Annotated in this window: 13 protein-coding genes; 6 read left to right on the top strand and 7 right to left on the bottom strand. The window is 62.0% G+C overall.

Annotation, left to right across the window (positions count from 1 at the left end; genetic code table 11):
• Window positions 1-151 precede the first annotated feature (151 nt).
• The 5 genes from bioD to HKD31_RS01130 are packed head-to-tail and all read right to left on the bottom strand — an operon-like array spanning window position 152 to window position 4,682.
• Window positions 152-817 carry a dethiobiotin synthase gene (bioD, locus tag HKD31_RS01110; RefSeq protein WP_228120101.1) on the bottom strand — a complete coding sequence of 222 codons (666 nt, stop codon included), beginning with the start codon at window positions 815-817 and terminating at the stop codon, window positions 152-154.
• On the bottom strand, window positions 814-1,617 hold the full coding sequence (locus HKD31_RS01115; protein WP_194263924.1) for a methyltransferase domain-containing protein: 804 nt from the start codon (window positions 1,615-1,617) through the stop codon (window positions 814-816). The genes bioD and HKD31_RS01115 overlap by 4 nt, the downstream gene beginning before the upstream one ends.
• A complete protein-coding gene (locus HKD31_RS01120) occupies window positions 1,604-2,230 on the bottom strand; it encodes an alpha/beta hydrolase family protein (protein WP_194263923.1) in 627 nt (208 codons plus the stop codon). Before HKD31_RS01120 ends, HKD31_RS01115 begins: the two co-directional genes overlap by 14 nt.
• Window positions 2,227-3,405, bottom strand: coding sequence for an aminotransferase class I/II-fold pyridoxal phosphate-dependent enzyme (locus tag HKD31_RS01125; RefSeq protein WP_194263922.1), 1,179 nt, complete (start codon window positions 3,403-3,405; stop codon window positions 2,227-2,229). The genes HKD31_RS01120 and HKD31_RS01125 overlap by 4 nt, the downstream gene beginning before the upstream one ends.
• Complete coding sequence (locus HKD31_RS01130; RefSeq protein WP_194263921.1) at window positions 3,402-4,682, bottom strand: adenosylmethionine--8-amino-7-oxononanoate transaminase; 1,281 nt, start codon at window positions 4,680-4,682, stop codon at window positions 3,402-3,404. The genes HKD31_RS01125 and HKD31_RS01130 overlap by 4 nt, the downstream gene beginning before the upstream one ends.
• 251 nt (window positions 4,683-4,933) lie before the next feature.
• On the opposite strand from HKD31_RS01130, the gene HKD31_RS01135 reads away from it, so the two are divergent.
• Window positions 4,934-5,140 carry a hypothetical protein gene (locus HKD31_RS01135; protein ID WP_062494333.1) on the top strand — a complete coding sequence of 69 codons (207 nt, stop codon included), beginning with the start codon at window positions 4,934-4,936 and terminating at the stop codon, window positions 5,138-5,140.
• A 34-nt stretch (window positions 5,141-5,174) separates the two neighbouring features.
• On the opposite strand, the gene HKD31_RS01140 is transcribed toward HKD31_RS01135, so the two are convergent.
• Window positions 5,175-6,629, bottom strand: a complete 1,455-nt coding sequence (locus HKD31_RS01140) for a protein adenylyltransferase SelO (protein ID WP_194263920.1) — start codon at window positions 6,627-6,629, stop codon at window positions 5,175-5,177.
• Window positions 6,630-6,714: 85 nt separating this feature from the next.
• Complete coding sequence (locus HKD31_RS01145) at window positions 6,715-7,632, bottom strand: LysR family transcriptional regulator (protein WP_194263919.1); 918 nt, start codon at window positions 7,630-7,632, stop codon at window positions 6,715-6,717.
• A gap of 132 nt (window positions 7,633-7,764) precedes the next feature.
• Here HKD31_RS01145 and HKD31_RS01150 point away from each other — a divergent pair, with 132 nt between their 5' ends.
• The 5 genes from HKD31_RS01150 to HKD31_RS01170 all read left to right on the top strand — a co-directional run bounded on the left by HKD31_RS01150 (window position 7,765) and on the right by HKD31_RS01170 (window position 17,403).
• A complete protein-coding gene (locus HKD31_RS01150; RefSeq protein ID WP_194263918.1) occupies window positions 7,765-8,538 on the top strand; it encodes an SDR family oxidoreductase in 774 nt (257 codons plus the stop codon).
• A 434-nt stretch (window positions 8,539-8,972) separates the two neighbouring features.
• Window positions 8,973-11,123, top strand: a complete 2,151-nt coding sequence (locus HKD31_RS01155) for a peptidase domain-containing ABC transporter (protein ID WP_194264107.1) — start codon at window positions 8,973-8,975, stop codon at window positions 11,121-11,123.
• A gap of 2 nt (window positions 11,124-11,125) precedes the next feature.
• A complete protein-coding gene (locus HKD31_RS01160; RefSeq protein WP_062494341.1) occupies window positions 11,126-12,586 on the top strand; it encodes an HlyD family type I secretion periplasmic adaptor subunit in 1,461 nt (486 codons plus the stop codon).
• Between the two features lie 93 nt (window positions 12,587-12,679).
• Window positions 12,680-14,452 carry a tetratricopeptide repeat protein gene (locus HKD31_RS01165; protein WP_194263917.1) on the top strand — a complete coding sequence of 591 codons (1,773 nt, stop codon included), beginning with the start codon at window positions 12,680-12,682 and terminating at the stop codon, window positions 14,450-14,452.
• Between the two features lie 5 nt (window positions 14,453-14,457).
• Complete coding sequence (locus tag HKD31_RS01170; protein WP_338085510.1) at window positions 14,458-17,403, top strand: glycosyltransferase; 2,946 nt, start codon at window positions 14,458-14,460, stop codon at window positions 17,401-17,403.
• The last annotated feature ends 111 nt before the right edge of the window (window positions 17,404-17,514 follow it).

Consider the following 17,514-nt stretch of genomic DNA (forward strand, 5'->3'; position numbering starts at 1 on the left):
TATCCCAGTTTCTGTCGGCATCTCCGAAACGAAGTCCGATCTTCCAGCGATACGCCGGAAGCCCTTCGTTGCGAAGTGCCCTTCTATGATGAGGATGCCATTTCACAAGGTCTGGCGCGGTCTTTTTATGGCATGCGCCCCGGATGACACATTATTGTGAAATCTGTTGCTGCAAGACATCAAGTAACGGAACATTGCCAGACAATTCGGCAACAGATGTTTCCGTTATTGCGTCGAGTTGCGGAACCCGGAACAGGATCTGTGTTTTGCCAAAGCGCGCCATGTCCCGCTCATTGCCGGAATTCGGCGGCCCGACAGGCACCACGCCAGCCACGGGAATGCCGCGCCGCCGCAGCGCCTCAAGGCTCAGAAGCGTGTGGTTGATCGTCCCCAGTCCGCTGCGCGTCACCAGCACGACCGGCAGGCCCAGACTTTCGATCAGGTCCACGATCATCATGTCTTCACGCACCGGCACCATCAGGCCGCCCGCGCCTTCCACGACCAGCGGCCCCTGCACCTGCGGCAGGACGAGCCGTCCCGGATTGACGGTCACGTTCTCCAGATCGCCCGCCGCCAGTGGGGCAAGCGGGGCCTGAAACGCATAGGCGGGGGGGATGATCCGCGCAGGAGACAGCCCCGCAAGGTCTCGGACCGTCAGCGTATCACCTTCCTCATCCGCAAGCCCGGTCTGAAGCGGTTTCCAGTAGGTGGCGTTCCAGGCGCGGCACAGAATGGCGCTGACCAGTGTCTTGCCGATCCCGGTATCCGTTCCCGTGACGAAAACCCCGCGTTGCCAGTGTGTCGAGATGTCCCTCATGGCCGTGTTTCCTCTCCGGATTTTACAAACGTCCCGATGCCGATCTGATAGGTCACGCTGGAATGCGTGCGGTCAAAATGCCGCATGGCCCGGCGCAGGGCCGCGGTACTGGCAGGCGTGCTGCCGGCGCGTGGAACCGATGCTCCGATCTGCCGCAGGCCCCGCAGGAAGTCCCGCGCACTGCCGACGGGATCCTGCAGCGTCAGGACATCCCATGTTCCCAGGCCGCCCGTGGGCCACTCGGTTTGAACCTTCTGCGCGGATGGATAATCCGGCACGCCACACGGCGCCCCTTCCGCCAGACAGGCCTGTTTCCATTCGTCCAGACTGCCCTGTAGCAGCGTCGTGACCATCAGACTCCCCTGTGGCGCCAGCAGATCGCAAAGGCGCCGCAAGCCGTCGCTCCGGTTCGAGAACCATTGCAGGCACAGGCTGGAGGCAATCAGATCGAACGGTCCGGATACGTCCGGATGTTCGGCGTCCATGACGTGAAAGCGGATGGTCTTACCCGAAAGCCGCTGACGTGCCCGGGCGATCATGCCGGGCGCCAGATCGGTTGCGAGGAGGCTGGCCTGCGAGAAATGATCCGCCAGCCGGGCTGTCAGGAAGCCGGTACCGCAGCCGAATTCCAGAATGGAGGCAGGGGCGTGGGCCGCTGTTGCGACCCGGATGCGGTCCATCAGCGCCGTGGCGCAGCGGCGTTGGATATGAGCGGCGGCGTCATAGTCCTCGGCCGCGTCAAATCGCGCGGCGATGCTGTTTCGGCGCAGGATGTCTTCGGGAGTATCAGCGCAGGTCATCAAGCCTCCGCCGGATAAAGGCCGCGCAGATTTTGGGTTGGGTCAACGGCAGAAGATGGCCCCCTTCAACCTTTTCTCCGGGTATCGCGAAACCCGCCTTCGCCGCGCCGAACGGATCGTCCGTGCCCGTCATCCAGTGCAGCCGGTCATTCCAATTTGCAGCCTGTGGGCGATGATCCAGAGTCTGAAGCGCTTCCAGCCCCCGATCCAGTGCATCCACATCCGGTGTGCCGGGAAGCGGCGCATCCGTTCCACAGAGAGCGCGGAAATCATGCAAAACGGCGGCAGAATCACGTTTCAGGCGTGCCCGCATCCGGGTCAGAACCCGCTCGGGTGTTCCATCCGGGAAATCTGGTGCGGCCGTGAAACGCGGAAAGCCGTTGAAGAACACCAGCCCCTCACATCCCGGTAGATCCTGTCCCAACAAGGCCAGTGATCCCGCTGAATGCCCCACTGCCAGATAAGGCGTATCTGGCAGGGCAGGGCGATGTTCCGAGCCGAAATACCCGCAATCCACGACCTGTGTGCTCACATCCGGCAGATGCGCCAGCATTGGCGTCCAGAAGGAGGGGTCAAATCCCCAGCCATGCACAAGATAAAGCGCCCGTGTCATGCGATGTCTCTTGTCAGCGCGATGACGGCCTGCCCCAGACGGTCGATTTCCGCATCGCTCAGCCCGGCATGGAGCGCCAGACGCAGCCGCGCGGTTCCGGTTGGCACTGTCGGCGGCCGGATTGCCACCGTCAGGAACCCGGCCTCTTCAAGCCCGGCAGCTACGGCCATGGCACGTTCGGACTCTCCGATCAGGACAGGAACGATCTGCGTTGTGGAGTCAGCCGTGGACAGCCCCGCTCCATGCAGCATGGTCCGAAGGCGTTCCGCCTGTCCGAGCAGCAGGGCGCGTTCCTCATCCAGACCCGGCACGACATCCAGTGCTGCGTCGATTGCGCCCAGAACCGCAGGGGGCAGGGCCGTGCTGTAAATGAAGCCCGACGCATGGTTCACGAGATAGTCGCAGAGTGGCTTTGAGCCCGCGACATAAGCGCCCATCCCGCCCAGTCCCTTGCTGCACGTCCCCATCGTCAGATCGGCCATCCCACAGGACAGTCCGCGACCCTTCGGTCCAAGCACGCCGGTCGCATGGGCCTCGTCCACATAAAGGAACGCTCCCGCCCGGTCCGCCAGCGCGCGCAGGGCCGGAATATCGGCGCGGTCTCCGTCCATGGAGAACACGCTTTCCGTCACGATCATCCGCAGGCCGGGTTTTTCGGCCTCGCGGGCCAGCAGAGTTTCCAGATGGGACAGATCATTGTGTCGGAACCGGATCTGCCGCACGCCTGCCGCCGCGCAGCCATGATGCAGGCTGGCATGGTTCAGCCGGTCCGAAAATACCAGCATTGGTGCGCCCGTCCGGGCCACGGACAGCGCACAGAGTGCAGGCATGACGGATGCATTAGCCTGCCAGCCCGAGGCGAACAGGATCGCGTCCTCACAGCCCTTGAAGGCCGCCATTTTCGTCTCGACCTGCCGGTGCAGGTCCAGTGTTCCGCTGACCAGCCGCGAGGCCCGCGCACCTGTCCCGAAGCGCAGCGCCCAGTCCGCTGCCCGTTCCCGCAGCAGCGGATGATCCGCCAGCCCCAGATAGTCGTTGGACGACACATCCAGCATCCGCCGCCCGTCGCGGACGATCATGCCGTCCTGCCGGACCACAGGGCGCAGGCTTCGACGTGTTCCGGCCGCCTCGCGTTCAGTCAGGGTGGCCGTGAAATGGCTGTCGAACAGGCTCATGCGTGCTCCCGCAGCACGTCCACGATGGCCGTTGTCAGGCAGGTGAGCTCTTCGGGGGTGATCGTGAAGGCAGGCGTCAGATAGACGATGTTGCGGAAGGGCCGGATCCAGACGCTACGTTCCACGAAGGCCCGGCGGAGCGCATCGGGATCGTTCAGCGTCTCAAGTTCCACCACGCCGATTGCACCAAGGACGCGTACATCCTTGACGCCGGGCAGCGTGCGGCAGGGCTCCAGCTCCCGCGCAAGCTGGACCGAGATGGCTGCGACCTGCTCCAGTCGTGGCTCGGTCTCGAACAGGTCCAGCGAGGCATTGGCGACCGCACAGGCCAGCGGATTGGCCATGAAAGTCGGCCCGTGCATCAGGGCGTGCCCGGCACTGTCGGACAGGAACGCTTCAAAGACACCCCGCCGGGCTACAGTAGCGGCCAGTGCCATGGTGCCGCCCGTCAGGGCTTTGGAGAGAGCCACGATATCCGGCACGATCCCCGCCTGCTCACAGGCGAACATCGTCCCCGTGCGGCCGAAACCGGTGAAGATCTCGTCCAGGATCAGCAGGATTCCGTGTCGGTCGCACAGTTCGCGCAGACGCCGCAGGACCTCGGGGTCATGGAACAGCATGCCCCCAGCCCCCTGAACCAGAGGCTCCGTGACCATGGCTGCGATGCTGTCGCCGCGTTCCGCCAGCAGGACTTCAAGCCGCGCCAGACTGTCCGTATCTACGGGCAGATCGGCCAGAACCTGCTCGGGCAGCACGCCGGCGAACAGGCTATGCATGCCTTCTTCGGGGTCGCAGATGGACATCATGCCCAGCGTGTCCCCGTGATAGCCGCCCCGGAAGGACAGGATTTTCGTTCGCCCCGAGATGCCGCGGTTGATGTGGTACTGCACTGCCATCTTGATCGCGACTTCCATCGCGACCGATCCGGAATCGGTGAAGAACACCCGTTCCAGATCGCCCGGCAGCATCGCCGCCAGCCGCGCGGCCAGACGGATCGCCGGTTCATGCACCATGCCGCCAAACATCACATGCGGCATCCGCTCCGCCTGCCGGAGCAGTGCCTCACGGATATGTGGATGGCTGTAGCCATGACAGGCCGTCCACCAGGCCGCCACGCCGTCCACAAGCTCGCGTCCGTCCGCAAGCGTGATCCGGCTTCCCGAAGTGCTGACGGCTTCCACGGGGAAAGGTGCGGTCTGCATCTGGGTATAAGGCAGCCACAGATTCGGCTGGTCAGCGGCGGTCAGGTGAGGGGCGGAAGGAGCGTTGCGAGACATGGTTTGCGTTTTCCCGCATGGTTTGGGGTGAGTCCATCCCCCCGCTCTCTGTGGCGCCATAGGGAAAGGGCGGGATCGTTCCGCAGACGGCACGCCCTATCATAAAAAGGTCACGTTCCATTAAGCAACGATGTGGCATGAGCCCCGTTAGTGACGCGTTCCAGATCGGTGGAGCCCTGAGGAGGGGCTCGTGTGGAACGTGGAAACATTCTGTGCTCCCGACGCGGGAGTCATGACGAGGTTGAAGACCAATGCTGAGTTCCAAGGTCATTCATGTTGATGGCGTCTTTCTGGGAACGGCCATCATGTGTGGAAGCCTGAACACCCTGCGTTTCTATGCCACGCATGAAAGCGTGCGTGCGCTGCACAATGCCTGCATGCCGGATTTCGGCGCGCTGTATGCCCAGGTCAGAAGCCTGTTCAATCGCAGCCGTCTGCTGACACCGAAAGTCGCCTGATCCGGCTGTTCTGATCCTTTTTTCTGCGGCGGCGTCAGGTGCCGCAGAATGTATTCATGACCCTTTCATGAGGCGCCGGGGGCGCCTCGAACCCGTCTGCTGCATCATCAAACGGGTGTGACAGCCCCTCAACCAGACGGTGGAACGGCGCGTAATCGCCCGCCACCGCTGACTGGATCATCTCTTCGATCCTGTGATTGCGCGGAATGATCCGGGGATTCGTGGCCTGCATGTCCATGTAACTGGCTTCGGCCGGACGCTCTTCCCGACCCAGCCGCGCCTGCCAGTCCCCGATCCAGTCTTCAATCCCCGCCCCCGGCCCGAACAGCGCCACGAGACTGTCCGTCTGTCCGGTCCGAACCACGTCGCCAAGCCGTCGGAATGTCAGCGTGAAATCTGCTTCACCGCGATGCATGGCGGTCAGCAGACGTCCCGTCAGCCGGGCATCACCGTTTTCTTCCTGCGCCAGACCCAGCTTCCGCCGCCAGCCGCCGAGATAGGTGTCGTTGAACACGTCATCAAAGCGCATCAGCGCGTCCCTGGCCTGTTCGATCGCCTTCTTGCGATCGCTGTTCAGCAGGGGCAGCAGCGTCTCCGCCAGGCGCCCAAGATTCCACAGCGCCATGTCCGGCTGGCTCCCGTAGGCATAGCGTCCGTTCTGGTCGATGAAGCTGAAGACCTTCGCCGGGTCATAGGCGTCCAGAAATGCGCAGGGACCGAAATCGATGGTCTCGCCCGCGATGGACATGTTGTCGGTGTTCATGACGCCATGAATGAAGCCGACCAGCATCCAGCGCGCCACCAGATCCGCCTGCTGTTCCGTCACGGCTTCCAGAAGCGCCAGATACGGATTTTCAGTCTCGGCCAGTTCCGGATACAGGCGCCCGATCACATGATCCGCAAGAATGCGCACCCCTTCGATATCGCCCTGCGCTGCGAAATACTGGAACGTCCCGACCCGAACATGGCTGGAGGCGACCCGCACGATAACGCCGCCGGGCTGCATCGTCTCGCGGGCAACGCTCTCGCCCGTCGTCAGGGCGGCAAGGGCGCGTGTCGTGGGAATGCCAAGCGCATGCATGGCTTCACTGACCACATATTCGCGCAGAACCGGCCCCAGAGCTGCCCGCCCGTCGCCACGCCGCGAAAACGGCGTCGGCCCGGAGCCCTTGAGATGGAGGTCCCACAGGCATCCGGACTGGTCCATTATTTCACCGATCAGCATCGCCCGCCCGTCGCCAAGACTGGGGACGAAATGCCCGAACTGATGCCCGGCATAGGCCATGGCCACTGGCAAGGCTCCATCTGGCCGCAGGCCTTGGCTCAGAAAGGCGATCCCCGCCGGGCTGTGCAGCCAGCTCGGGTCCATTCCGAGTTCACGCGCCAGAGGTTCGTTCAGCGCCACGATCTGGGGATTGCGAAACGGCGTCGGGCTGAGGGGGGCAGAGAAACGCTCGGGCAGGGAGGCATAGATGCGGGAGAATTGCATCAGGGGTCCAATCGGGACTTGTGGAGTCTGTCTTCACATGGGCCAGAGAGGCGCAAAAGGGAAGAGTCGCAGTCGGTTTGCGTGTTCAGGTTTCGGCGTCTCTGGGGAAACAGTGCGCGTCCAGAAGCCCGGTCAGCCACTCCGTAAAGACTTCCAGCCTCCGGGAGAGATGCGTTCGGTGCGGGTATAACAGCGTCATCGGAAGCGGGGCAGGCCGCCATTGCGGCAGGATATCAACAAGTTCGCCCCGGCGGATGTGAGGGAGCACGTCATAGGCAGGAAGCTGCGCCAGCCCGAGCCCCGCCAGGCAGCAGGCCACGGCCCCTTCCGCGCTGTTGACCGTCACGCGCCCCCGGACCGGTCTGCTGTCTTCCCGGCCATCGCGCTCCCATTCCCAGTCTTCGATACGGCCCGTGGTGGGCGAGGCGTAGAGCACGGCCTGATGCGCCGACAGATCGGCGGGACTCTGCGGGGTACCATGCTGCGCCAGATAGGACGGGCTCGCGACATTGAAGACCGGCAGCAGCCCCAGTTTTCGGCCGATCAGGCTCGAATCCTGCAAAGGCCCGACCCGCAGCACACAGTCCGTCCCGTCTTCAGCCAGGTTGATGCTGCGATCCGTCATGCCCAGCTCGATGTCCAGTCCCGGATAACGGTCCAGAAACTCAGGCAGGGCGGGCGCGACGATCAGCCGTCCGATGCGGCTGGGAAGATTGACCTTCACATGCCCGCGCGTCTGGGAACTGTGGAGCCGGAACCGGTTTTCAGCGTCTTCGAAGTCCCCCAGCAACCGCAGGGCAGTCTGCTGGAACATCCGGCCATCGTCCGTCAGCCGGACCGATCGCGTGGTACGGGCCAGTAGCCGGGTGCCAAGCCGGTTTTCCAGCTCCTGCACAGCGGTCGAAACCGTGGAGCGGGGCATCTGGAGCGTATCGGCCGCATGCGTGAAGCTGCCACTTTCCGCGACCCTGATGAAAATGCGGAGCAGGTCGATGCGATCCATGATGTCTCCGGCAGAAGAGGAGAATTTGTTCGCCCATCCTGACAGATGATGTCAGGTTTTCATGCTTTTTCCGGATTGTCTGACAAATCATAGTTCCTGTCATCATCCATACAGCGCTAGGGAATCCTCATCATGGTCGATCATAGCATCAAGGGAAAAACCGCTCTCATTACGGGGGGCGCCAAGAATCTCGGGGGGCTGATCGCTCTCGATCTCGCCGCTCAGGGCGCGACCGCCATCGCCATTCATTATAACAGCGCCGGCACGCGCTCCGATGCCGATGCCACGGTCGCGGCCCTGAAAATGCAGGGTGTGCGGGCGCAGGCCTTCCAGGCTGACCTGACGACGGCCGCTGCGAACGAAAAACTCTTCACTGACGTCGTCGCAGCGTTGGGAAAGCCGGATATTGCCATCAATACGGCCGGAAAGGTTCTCAAGAAGCCGATTCTGGAAACGTCCGAAGACGAGTATGACGCAATGTTCGCCGTCAACTCCAAGGCTGCCTATTTTTTCATCAAGGAAGCCGGACGTCACCTGAACGACAACGGTAAACTCCTGACTATCGTGACGTCCCTGCTCGGCGCTTATACGCCGTTCTATTCGACCTATGCCGGATCCAAGGCCGCCGTCGAGCATGTGACGCGTGCGGCGTCAAAGGAATTCGGAGCGCGGGGTATCTCCGTCAATGCGATCGGTCCGGGCCCGATGGACACGCCGTTCTTCTATGGTCAGGAGGCTCCGGAAGCCGTGGCCTATCACAAGACGGCCGCCGCTCTTTCGTCCCTGAGCAAGACGGGCCTGACCGATATCGAGGACATCGTACCCATCGTTCGATGCCTGGTTTCGGACGGCTGGTGGATGACCGGACAGACCATCCTCGTCAACGGAGGGTACACGACGAAGTAACGGTCCCTGAGGGTTCCGGCAGGAAAGCCAACGCTTTTCGAAAAGCTGGAACCCCCATGACGAAAAGGGAAAAGACAAAAACGTCTGCTCGGGAATAACAGGACACGGGATATGGTTTTCTCTGATCATATCCCGTGTTTTCAATAAAACGCTCTCGCGACGAGGGCGTCTATGCTTGAAGGCGTTAATGAGTTTTTGATCTGTCTGGACTATGCTGGCGTCAGGTATTTTTCAGTTCCTGCCTGCAGGGGTGGTGACGGAAAAGAGAGTCTTCTCTATTCATGAGAAGATGAACTGGCGTTCCTGCCTTTGGTGCCGCCCTTTGGTCCGCCTTGGCGCGACAACAGCATAGAGGACATTTCGTGGAGCATACCCAGAGCTTGTCAGGCCCCGACGGAAGAGTCAGTCCGACCGTCATCCGGCTTTACGCTGTCCTGGCCGCAGCCCGCTATCACGGCCTGGAACTGGATATCCGCGATTTTGCGGCGGAACCAGGTGAGGATTCGCCGTCTCCCGCCACTCTTGCACGCTGGCTGAACGAGCAGGGCGCCGTTGCCAAGGGCATGCGCCTGCGGTGGCGTTATCTCGTCAAGATCCGCAATTCCCCGCCTGTCGTGCTGATGTTCAAGGATGGCTCGGCCGGTCTGATGGTCCGCGCCGACGCCGAAAAGGGCGTGGTGTGGCTCCGTGACCCGATGGGTGGCGAGGGTGACACCCCGGTCCCCGTCGACGAACTGCGCCTCATGCAGGTCTGGACCGGCGATGTGCTGCTGGTCAAACGCCGGCGCGACGAATCCGAAGCCGACGCCAAGTTCGATCTGCTCTGGTTCGCGAAGATGGTGCTTCGCGAAAAGAAGGTGATGCGGGACATCGCCTTTGCCTCGCTGATTCTCAGTATCCTTCAGATCTTCCCTGCCCTGATCGTCATGCAGGTCGTCGATCGCGTGGTGAACTACCACTCCATGGCGACGCTGATTTCGCTGAGCGGCTTTGTCATCATCCTTTCGTTCTACGAAATCCTGCTGACCTATGCCCGGCGCGAGTTGTCCCTGATCCTTTCCACCCGGCTGGACGCCCGTATCTCGCTGCATGCCTTCAACAGGCTTCTCGCCCTTCCGCTTGAATTTTATGAGCGCGAACAGACGGGCGAAATCCTGGGGCGGTTCATGGCCGTCTTCAAGGTGAGGGATTTTCTCACCGGGCAGCTGATGAGCACTCTGCTGGATCTCTTCACCTTGATCGTGATCCTGCCCGTCCTGTTCGTGATGAGCCCGACCCTCGCATGGATGACGCTGGCTGGGGCCGGGTGCATCGGTCTGATTGTGGTGATGTTCCTGCCCTCGGTCACGCGTGTCATTGGGCGGCAGGTTCTCGCGGAAATGAAACGTGGCTCCATTCTTTATGAGACGGTTGCCGGTATCCGGACGGTCAAGACCCTGGCCCTGGAAACGACGCGGCGTGAGCTGTGGGATGAGCGAACGGCGGATGTCGTACGCTGGAAGCTTGCGGCTGGTCGCATGGCCAGCTGGCCGCAGACCCTGGTCATGCCGTTCGAAATCTTCATCAACCGGGGTATCATTCTGGTCGGGGCCTATCTGATCCTGACGAATGCCAGTTCCATGCAAGCTGGCGCTCTCATGGGCTTCATGATGCTCGGTGGACGTGTCGCCAGTCCGCTCGTCAATCTTGCCAAGCTGATGGAAGCCTTCAACGAGGTCAGTGTTTCCCTGAGCGAAGCCGGGATGGTGCTGAACCAGCCGACGGAAACCAAGGCCCTGACAACGGGCATGCGGCCCGTCGTCAAGGGCGCGCTGTCGTTCAGCCATGTCGATTTCTGCTATCCCGGCTCGACGACCAAGGCTCTCAATGACGTCACGTTCGACATTCCCGCTGGAACGATGCTGGGTCTCGTCGGGCGTTCAGGATCCGGCAAATCGACGATCACCCGCCTTCTGCAGGGCGTGAGCCGGAACTATACGGGGTATCTGCGGCTCGATGGCGTGGATCTGCGTGAAATCAACCTGACCCATCTGCGCCGCTCCTTCGGCGTGGTGCTTCAGGACAACTTCCTGTTCCGTGGAACGATCCGCGACAACATCACGGCGGGCCGTCCAGGACTGACGATTGATGATGCGATCCGCGCCGCGCGTCTTGCCGGTGCGGAAGAGTTCATCGAACGCATGCCTGCGGGCTATGACACCTGGATCGAAGAAGGCTCGACCAATATCTCGGGTGGCCAGCGGCAGCGGCTTGCCATTGCCCGTGCGGTAATCAGTGATCCGAAGCTGATGATCCTGGATGAGGCCACATCGGCGCTGGATCCGGAGTCCGAAGCGCTCGTGAACGCCAATCTGCAACGGATCGGCAAGGGCCGGACGATGGTCATCGTTTCCCACCGTCTGTCGTCTCTTGTAAACTGTCACCAGATCGCTGTCATGGACCAGGGCAAGCTGGTCGATATCGCGCCTCACCGGATCCTTCTGGAGCGCTGTGAAATCTACCGCATGCTCTGGCTGCAGCAGAACCGGCACATGACAGATAATGACGTTCCCGGTTCTGCCGGGCAGCTGACGGAAGGAGAGTAATCATGAGCTCTTCCGACATGATTCCCAATGAGGGCCAGCCTTCCGGCCAGTCCGATGAAGATTTCAACCAGCATGTTCCGCGGACGGCCACCGATCCTTTTGCGCCCAACGACATGCCGCTGGCGCTGCTTGAATTTCATTCGCCGACGGCAGGGCTGGTCAATCTTCCGGCCACGCCGGCAGCACGTTACATCATCCTGCTGATCGGTGGTCTGGTCGTGGCCTGTATCGCTGCCATGGCCCTGTTCCCGATCAATCGCGTTGTCTCGACGCCGGGCCGGCTGATTTCAACGCAGCCGACCATTGTCGTGCAGCCTCTTGAAACAGCTATCATCCGTTCCATTGATGTCCATGTCGGCGATTTCGTGAAGAAGGGCGATGTGCTCGCCCATCTCGATCCCACCATCACCAAGGCCGACATCACGAACATGCGCCTGCAGCGTGATGCCTATCAGGCAGAATATGATCGTCTGAAATCGGAAGCTGCGGGGCAGGACTATCATGTCAATCTGAACGATCCTGCGTCGGTCGAGCAGGGCGCAGCATTCCTGCGTCGTAAGACCGAATACCAGGCGCATGTCGAGAATTACGCCCAGCAGATCGCAGGACTCGAAAGTGATATTCAGGGCTACAGGGCCAATGCGGCCATGTATGGCAGCAAGATGCGTGTTGCATCCGAGGTCCTGCAGATGCGTCAGCGGGAACAGGCTGATCAGGTCGGTTCCCGTCTGTCGACCCTTGGTGCCCAGACGGAACTGATGGAAGCCGAGCGTGCGGAGATATCTGCCCAGCAGAGCGCCAACTCAGCAGAGAAGAAGCTGGCTGCCATGAAGGCCGAGCGCGACGGATATATCGGGAACTGGCAGGCCAAGATCTATTCGGATCTGACCGAAGCCGGGCACCATCTGGCCGAATACCGCAGCTCCTTTGAAAAAGCGCGTCTTCGTCAGGATCTTGTTCTGCTGCGCGCTCCGGAAGACGGTATTGTCCTGACCATTGCGCAGGGCTCCGTCGGCTCTGTTCTTCAGTCCGCTGGGCAGTTCATCACTCTCGTTCCCACAGGCTACGGTCTTGAAATGGAAGCCGTCCTGCGCTCGCAGGATGTAGGCTTTGTTCAGGTCGGCGATCATGCGCTGCTGAAATTCGCGACATTCCCGTACGATCAGTATGGCGGCGCGGAAGCGACGGTTCGCGTCATCAGTGCTGATGCTTTCACGCCGCAGTCACAGAATACCGGTGGTGGTGGCAACGGAAATGCACCGTCGGACGATGCCACCGCTTCGGGGGTCTATCGTGTCCGTCTGCGGATCGACCGTTACACCCTGCACGGCCAGCCTTCGTTCTTCCATCCGATGCCTGGCATGTCCCTGACGGCTGATATTGATGTCGGAAAACGGACCGTGCTGCAGTATCTGTTCAACAAAATTACGCCTGCCCTCACCAATGGTATGAGGGAGCCATAATAAAAGCATGGAGCGTCCCTAGAAGCGCTCAAAGAAACGCCCGGCGCAGACCGGGCGTTCTTGTATGACAGTTATTCAGGACCCGTGTCGCTCATGTCGTTCAAACGCCGCGTTGCCGCCCTTCTTTCCTCCAGGGGAAAGCTGGAATATGCGATCCATCTCACGGAAACCGGTCAGGCTGTTCAGGGCTTCGCGCTTCTCAGCCGTCTTGCCGCCGCAGGAGACACAGAGGCCTCATTCCGGGTTGGTCGCGCCTATCTGAACGGGCTTGGTGCACCACCCAGTCTCGAGGATGGCGCCCGGTGGATCTATCAGGCCGCCGAGGCAGGGCATATCGAAGCGGCCTTCGTTCTGGCCACGCTGTATACGGTAGGTCTGCCCGAGGGATTTGAAATCCGCACAGCCAGCGCAGGGCTGGATCTCTCGCACATGCCGCAGGTGGGCCCAAGACATCCGGATTTTCATCTTGGTCTGCGCTGGGCCAAAATTGCGGCGGAAGCCGGCTCTCCGGACGCACAGGCCCTTCTGGGATATATCCTGACCAATGGACCGGAAGACCTGCGCGACCTGACGCAGGCCCGGTCCTGGTACGACCGTTCCGCGGCCGCAGGGTGTTCGCAGGGCCATCTTGGCGTGGCGCTTTCTATCCTCCATGAAGCCCATACTGACGAGGACCTGTCCGCCGCGGCCCGGCATCTGACCGAAGCGACAAAAGGCGGCCTCGGCACGGCTTTCGATATCCTGGGCAGGATGTACGAGTCAGGCTCGGGTGTGCCCCGGGATCTCGGAAAAGCCGCCAGTTATTTCCACGAGGCGGCGGAACGCAATATTGTAACGGCCCAGGCGCGCTACGGGCTGATGCTGCTGGAAGGAACGGGCACGCCCCGGCATTACGGCCGGGCTGAAACCTGGCTCAAGCGCGCCGCCGCGAATGGTGACACGCAGTCCGCGGCCCTGCTGGGTGATCTGTGTGCCAATGGCGGCGATCTGCCCCCCAATCTGGTGGAAGCCGCCAAATGGTACCGTCTGGCGGCCGAGCAGAAACATGCCGGCGCAGCACGGGCCCTCGGGTTGCTCTATCTGACAGGAAATGGTGTTCATCAGGACCCCGACGTCGCGGCGCACTGGTTCAAGGTTGCGTCGGAAGCGGGAGACGCCCATGCGGATGCGGATTTCGGGAACCTCATTCTCGCCGGGGCGTCCGCAACTCCTGATGAAAAACAGGCCCTCCACGCCCGTTTCGAAAAAGCCGCCGAAAAAGGCGATCTGGTCGGGGCTTATAATCTGGGCGTGTGCTTTGCCGAAGGCGTAACCGGAACGAAGGACGGACGTGAAGCGGCCCGCTGGATGCAGAAAGCTGCCGATGGTGTTGTCAACGCGCAGTACTGGTACGGCAGGATGCTGCTGGAAGGACGCGGTGTGCAGCCCGATCCCACGCAGGCGCTCTACTGGATGGAAAAGGCCGCTGATGCGGGCATGGCCGAGGCACAGGTCACTGTGGCGGGGCTGCTCGTGGACGGGAGCATCAACGGTCGTCAGGACCACGAGAAAGCCCTGACGCTGTACCGGAAGGCCGCCGAGAGCGGCAATGTGGACGCCATGTTCTCGCTGGCCGCGATGTATGGCGGCGGTCATGACGTCCCCGAGAACCGCCCGCAGGCGCAGATGTGGTTCCGCAAGGCCGCCCAGCGTGGAAACGGCCTCGCCCAGATGATGCTCGGCCGCTATCTCGTGCGTGGACTGGCCGGCATGACGGACCCGGTGGAAGGCCGCATCTGGCTGGAGCGGGCAAAGGCGCAGAATATCAGGGACGCTGAAGCGGAACTCGCCCTTCTGGATGAAGCGCAGCCGGACGATGATGACTGATCTCCGTGTCTGCTGATCGTCCTCCCCCCGGTCCGAAGGCCCCTCGCGCAGCGTTTGCCGGGTTCGGATGGACTGTCAGCGACGAGGACCGTGCCCTGTGGCGTGAGGCCATGAGCCGCAGAGCGCAGGAAGCCTTTGCCCGGGGGCAGGCCGCCTTTCAGGCCGGCAACACATCGCTTAGCTTGTTCTGGCTGGAGCGGGCCGAACGGATGTCGCGGCATAATCCCAATCTGAAATGGTCCGTCGGGCTGGCCTGCCTTTCCGCGGGCAGACTCATAGACTGCCTGGTCCGCATGGAAGATCTGCGTCAGGATTTCGGGCTGCGGGAAGCAGCGTTTCTGGAAGTCGTCTGTCTTGCGCGGCTGCAGCGCATGGAAGAGGCCACCATCCGGATGCAGGCGGCCCTGTCCGCATTTCATGCGACCCCGGAAACCTATCCTCTGGCGGAGCAGATCGCAGTTTCCGCAGAGCTGCCGGGATGGATGACGGCGTCCAATGCGGGCACCGTCCATATCGGGACGTCGTGTCCGGTCCGTCTGTTTCTTGATGGACGGGAAATCGCACGAGGTATCACGGGCGGCACCTATGATCTTCCGGAAGGCTGGCGCGCAGCCCGGCATCTGTCGGTCCGCGTCGGTCGGCGGCATGTTCTTGGCAGCCCACTGGATATCGCTGCGCTGACCCGGTGCGAGTCCTTTGTCGAGGCAACGGCGGATGGCCTGAGGGGCTGGATCTGGACACCGGCCGAACCCGAGCATGTCCCGGTGATCACACTCTGGAACGGATCCACCCTCTGGGCTGAGGCTTTCGCGCAGGATGTGGACAGCGACGTCCCCCTGGCGCGCTACCGGGTGTTTCATGTTCCGGCCAGAGAGTGCCCCGAACGCGATGAGGGTCCCCTCGATCTGTGGAACGAAAACGGCCGTCTTCTGACGGGTGCTCCCGTTGATCCTCTGGTGGGGAAACTGGTTTCGGGACAGACACGGGGTCTGCCGGCACGCTTACGTCCTGTGAAGATCCAGCCGGGCAGGATGCGTCCGCATCTTCCGCGCCGGAGCCCAGGCTGTGCGGTCGTGATCCCGGTCTATGCCGACCGGGTCCGGACCATGGCCTGCCTGCGGAGCGTTCTTGCGACCTGCCCGGCAGATGTGCCGGTGATTGTCGTAGATGATGCGACCCCGGAGCCCTCTCTCGCACAGGCGCTCGATCAACTGGCGGAGGACGGACGGATTATCCTGATCCGTCATGAGCGCAACCGGGGCTTTCCGATATCCGCCAATGACGGAATGCGTGCGGCGGCTGGCCGGGACATCCTGCTTCTCAACAGCGACACGCTCGTGCCTGCAGGCTGGGTCGAGCGGTTGCGGGCAAGGCTTGCAGAATCGGATGTCGGCACGGTCACGCCGCTTTCCAACGATGCGACCATCCTGTCCTACCCGTCCACGGACCGTCCCAACCCGGTTCCGTCTCTTGCGGAAATGCGCGCGATGGACCGGCTGTGCCAGAAGAATGTCGCCGTCTCTAAGGAGATCGACCTGCCCACTGCCCACGGGTTCTGCATGGCGATTTCCGCTGACTGTCTGGCTGAAACGGGTCTGTTCTGTGAAGACCTGTTTGCCCAGGGCTATGGCGAGGAAAATGATTTCTGCCTCCGTGCGACGGCTAGGGGATTCCGGCATCTGGCCGCGCCGGAGCTTTACGTCGCCCATGTCGGATCCGCGTCATTCGGAACAGCCAGGAACGCGCTCGGGGTGCGAAATCTGGACATCCTCAATGCCCTGCACCCCGGCTATCATGCCCTCGTAGCGCGTTTCATCGCTGCCGATCCCCTGCACGAAACGCGGCGCAGACTGGATGCCGCACGGCTGCTCCAGCAGGGGGCGGGCCGGCCTGCCATTCTCATGGTCCAGCACGATGCCGGCGGCGGCGTCGGACGGGTCGTGCGCGAGCGATCGGAGGCTTTCGAGGCGGATGGCGTGCTTGCCCTAGCGCTTCGCCCGCATGAAAGCGGCTGTCTGCTCGAATACGCCCTTGATGGAAAACGCTTTCCCAACCTGAAATACCGTCTCCCGGATGAACTGCCGTCCCTGCTGGACCTGCTCGCCGCCCTGCGTGTCCAGGCGGTGGAGTGGCACCATCTGATCGGTCATGCGCCCTGCATCCGGACCCTGCATGAGGGGCTCGGCGTTCCGTATGACGTCTTCATCCATGATCATGTCTGGTTCTGCCCGCGAATCTCGCTCTGTGACGGGGCAGGGCGTTACTGCGGCGAACCGGACCCGGCGGGATGTGAACTTTGTGTGGCACGATGGGGAAGCTATCTCGGCGAAGACCTCTCCATTGCCGATCTTCTGGCCCGCTCCACCCGGGAGCTATCCGGCGCGCGCAGGCTCATGGCGCCTTCCGATGATACGGTCCGGCGCATCTGCCGGCATTTTCCCGGTCTGACTATCGAGGCCCTGCCGCTGGAAGATGACGCGGCGCTTCACAAAGACATCATGCCCCATCGTCACGCGACCCGGGGGCAGCCGCTCAGGGTCTGTGTCGTGGGGGGAATCAGCCAGTGGAAAGGCTATGACGTCCTGCTGGCGCTGGCGACCGAGATCCAGACCCATCGCCTGCCCATCGTGCTGTCCCTGGTGGGCCATACGCATGACGACGAGGCCCTGATCTCGCGGGGTGTCCGGGTAACGGGGGAATATCGCGAAGACGAGGTCCAGGCTCTGATCCGCCAGCAGCAGCCGGATGTGGGACTGATTCCCTCCATCGCGCCCGAAACATGGTGCTACGCCCTGGGCCAGGTCTGGCGCAGCGGGCTGGAAGCAGTCTGCTTTGATCTGGGCGCGCAGGGCGAACGGGTCAGAAGAAGCATGACCGGTCTTGCGGTGCCACTCGGTGTCGCACCCTACCAGCTTGCCATGATTCTGTTGGGGCGATGGGGGGCAGTATGATGACGGGTGATTTACCTTTTTTATCGAAACAGGCCCCTATAATGCCGAAACGGAAGCCGGTATTTATGAAAACTGGTGCAACGCATCGTCGGGCTGCTGCTTGCAACTGTC

Source organism: Gluconobacter potus (genome assembly GCF_015244705.1).
GTDB classification, from domain to species: domain Bacteria; phylum Pseudomonadota; class Alphaproteobacteria; order Acetobacterales; family Acetobacteraceae; genus Gluconobacter; species Gluconobacter potus.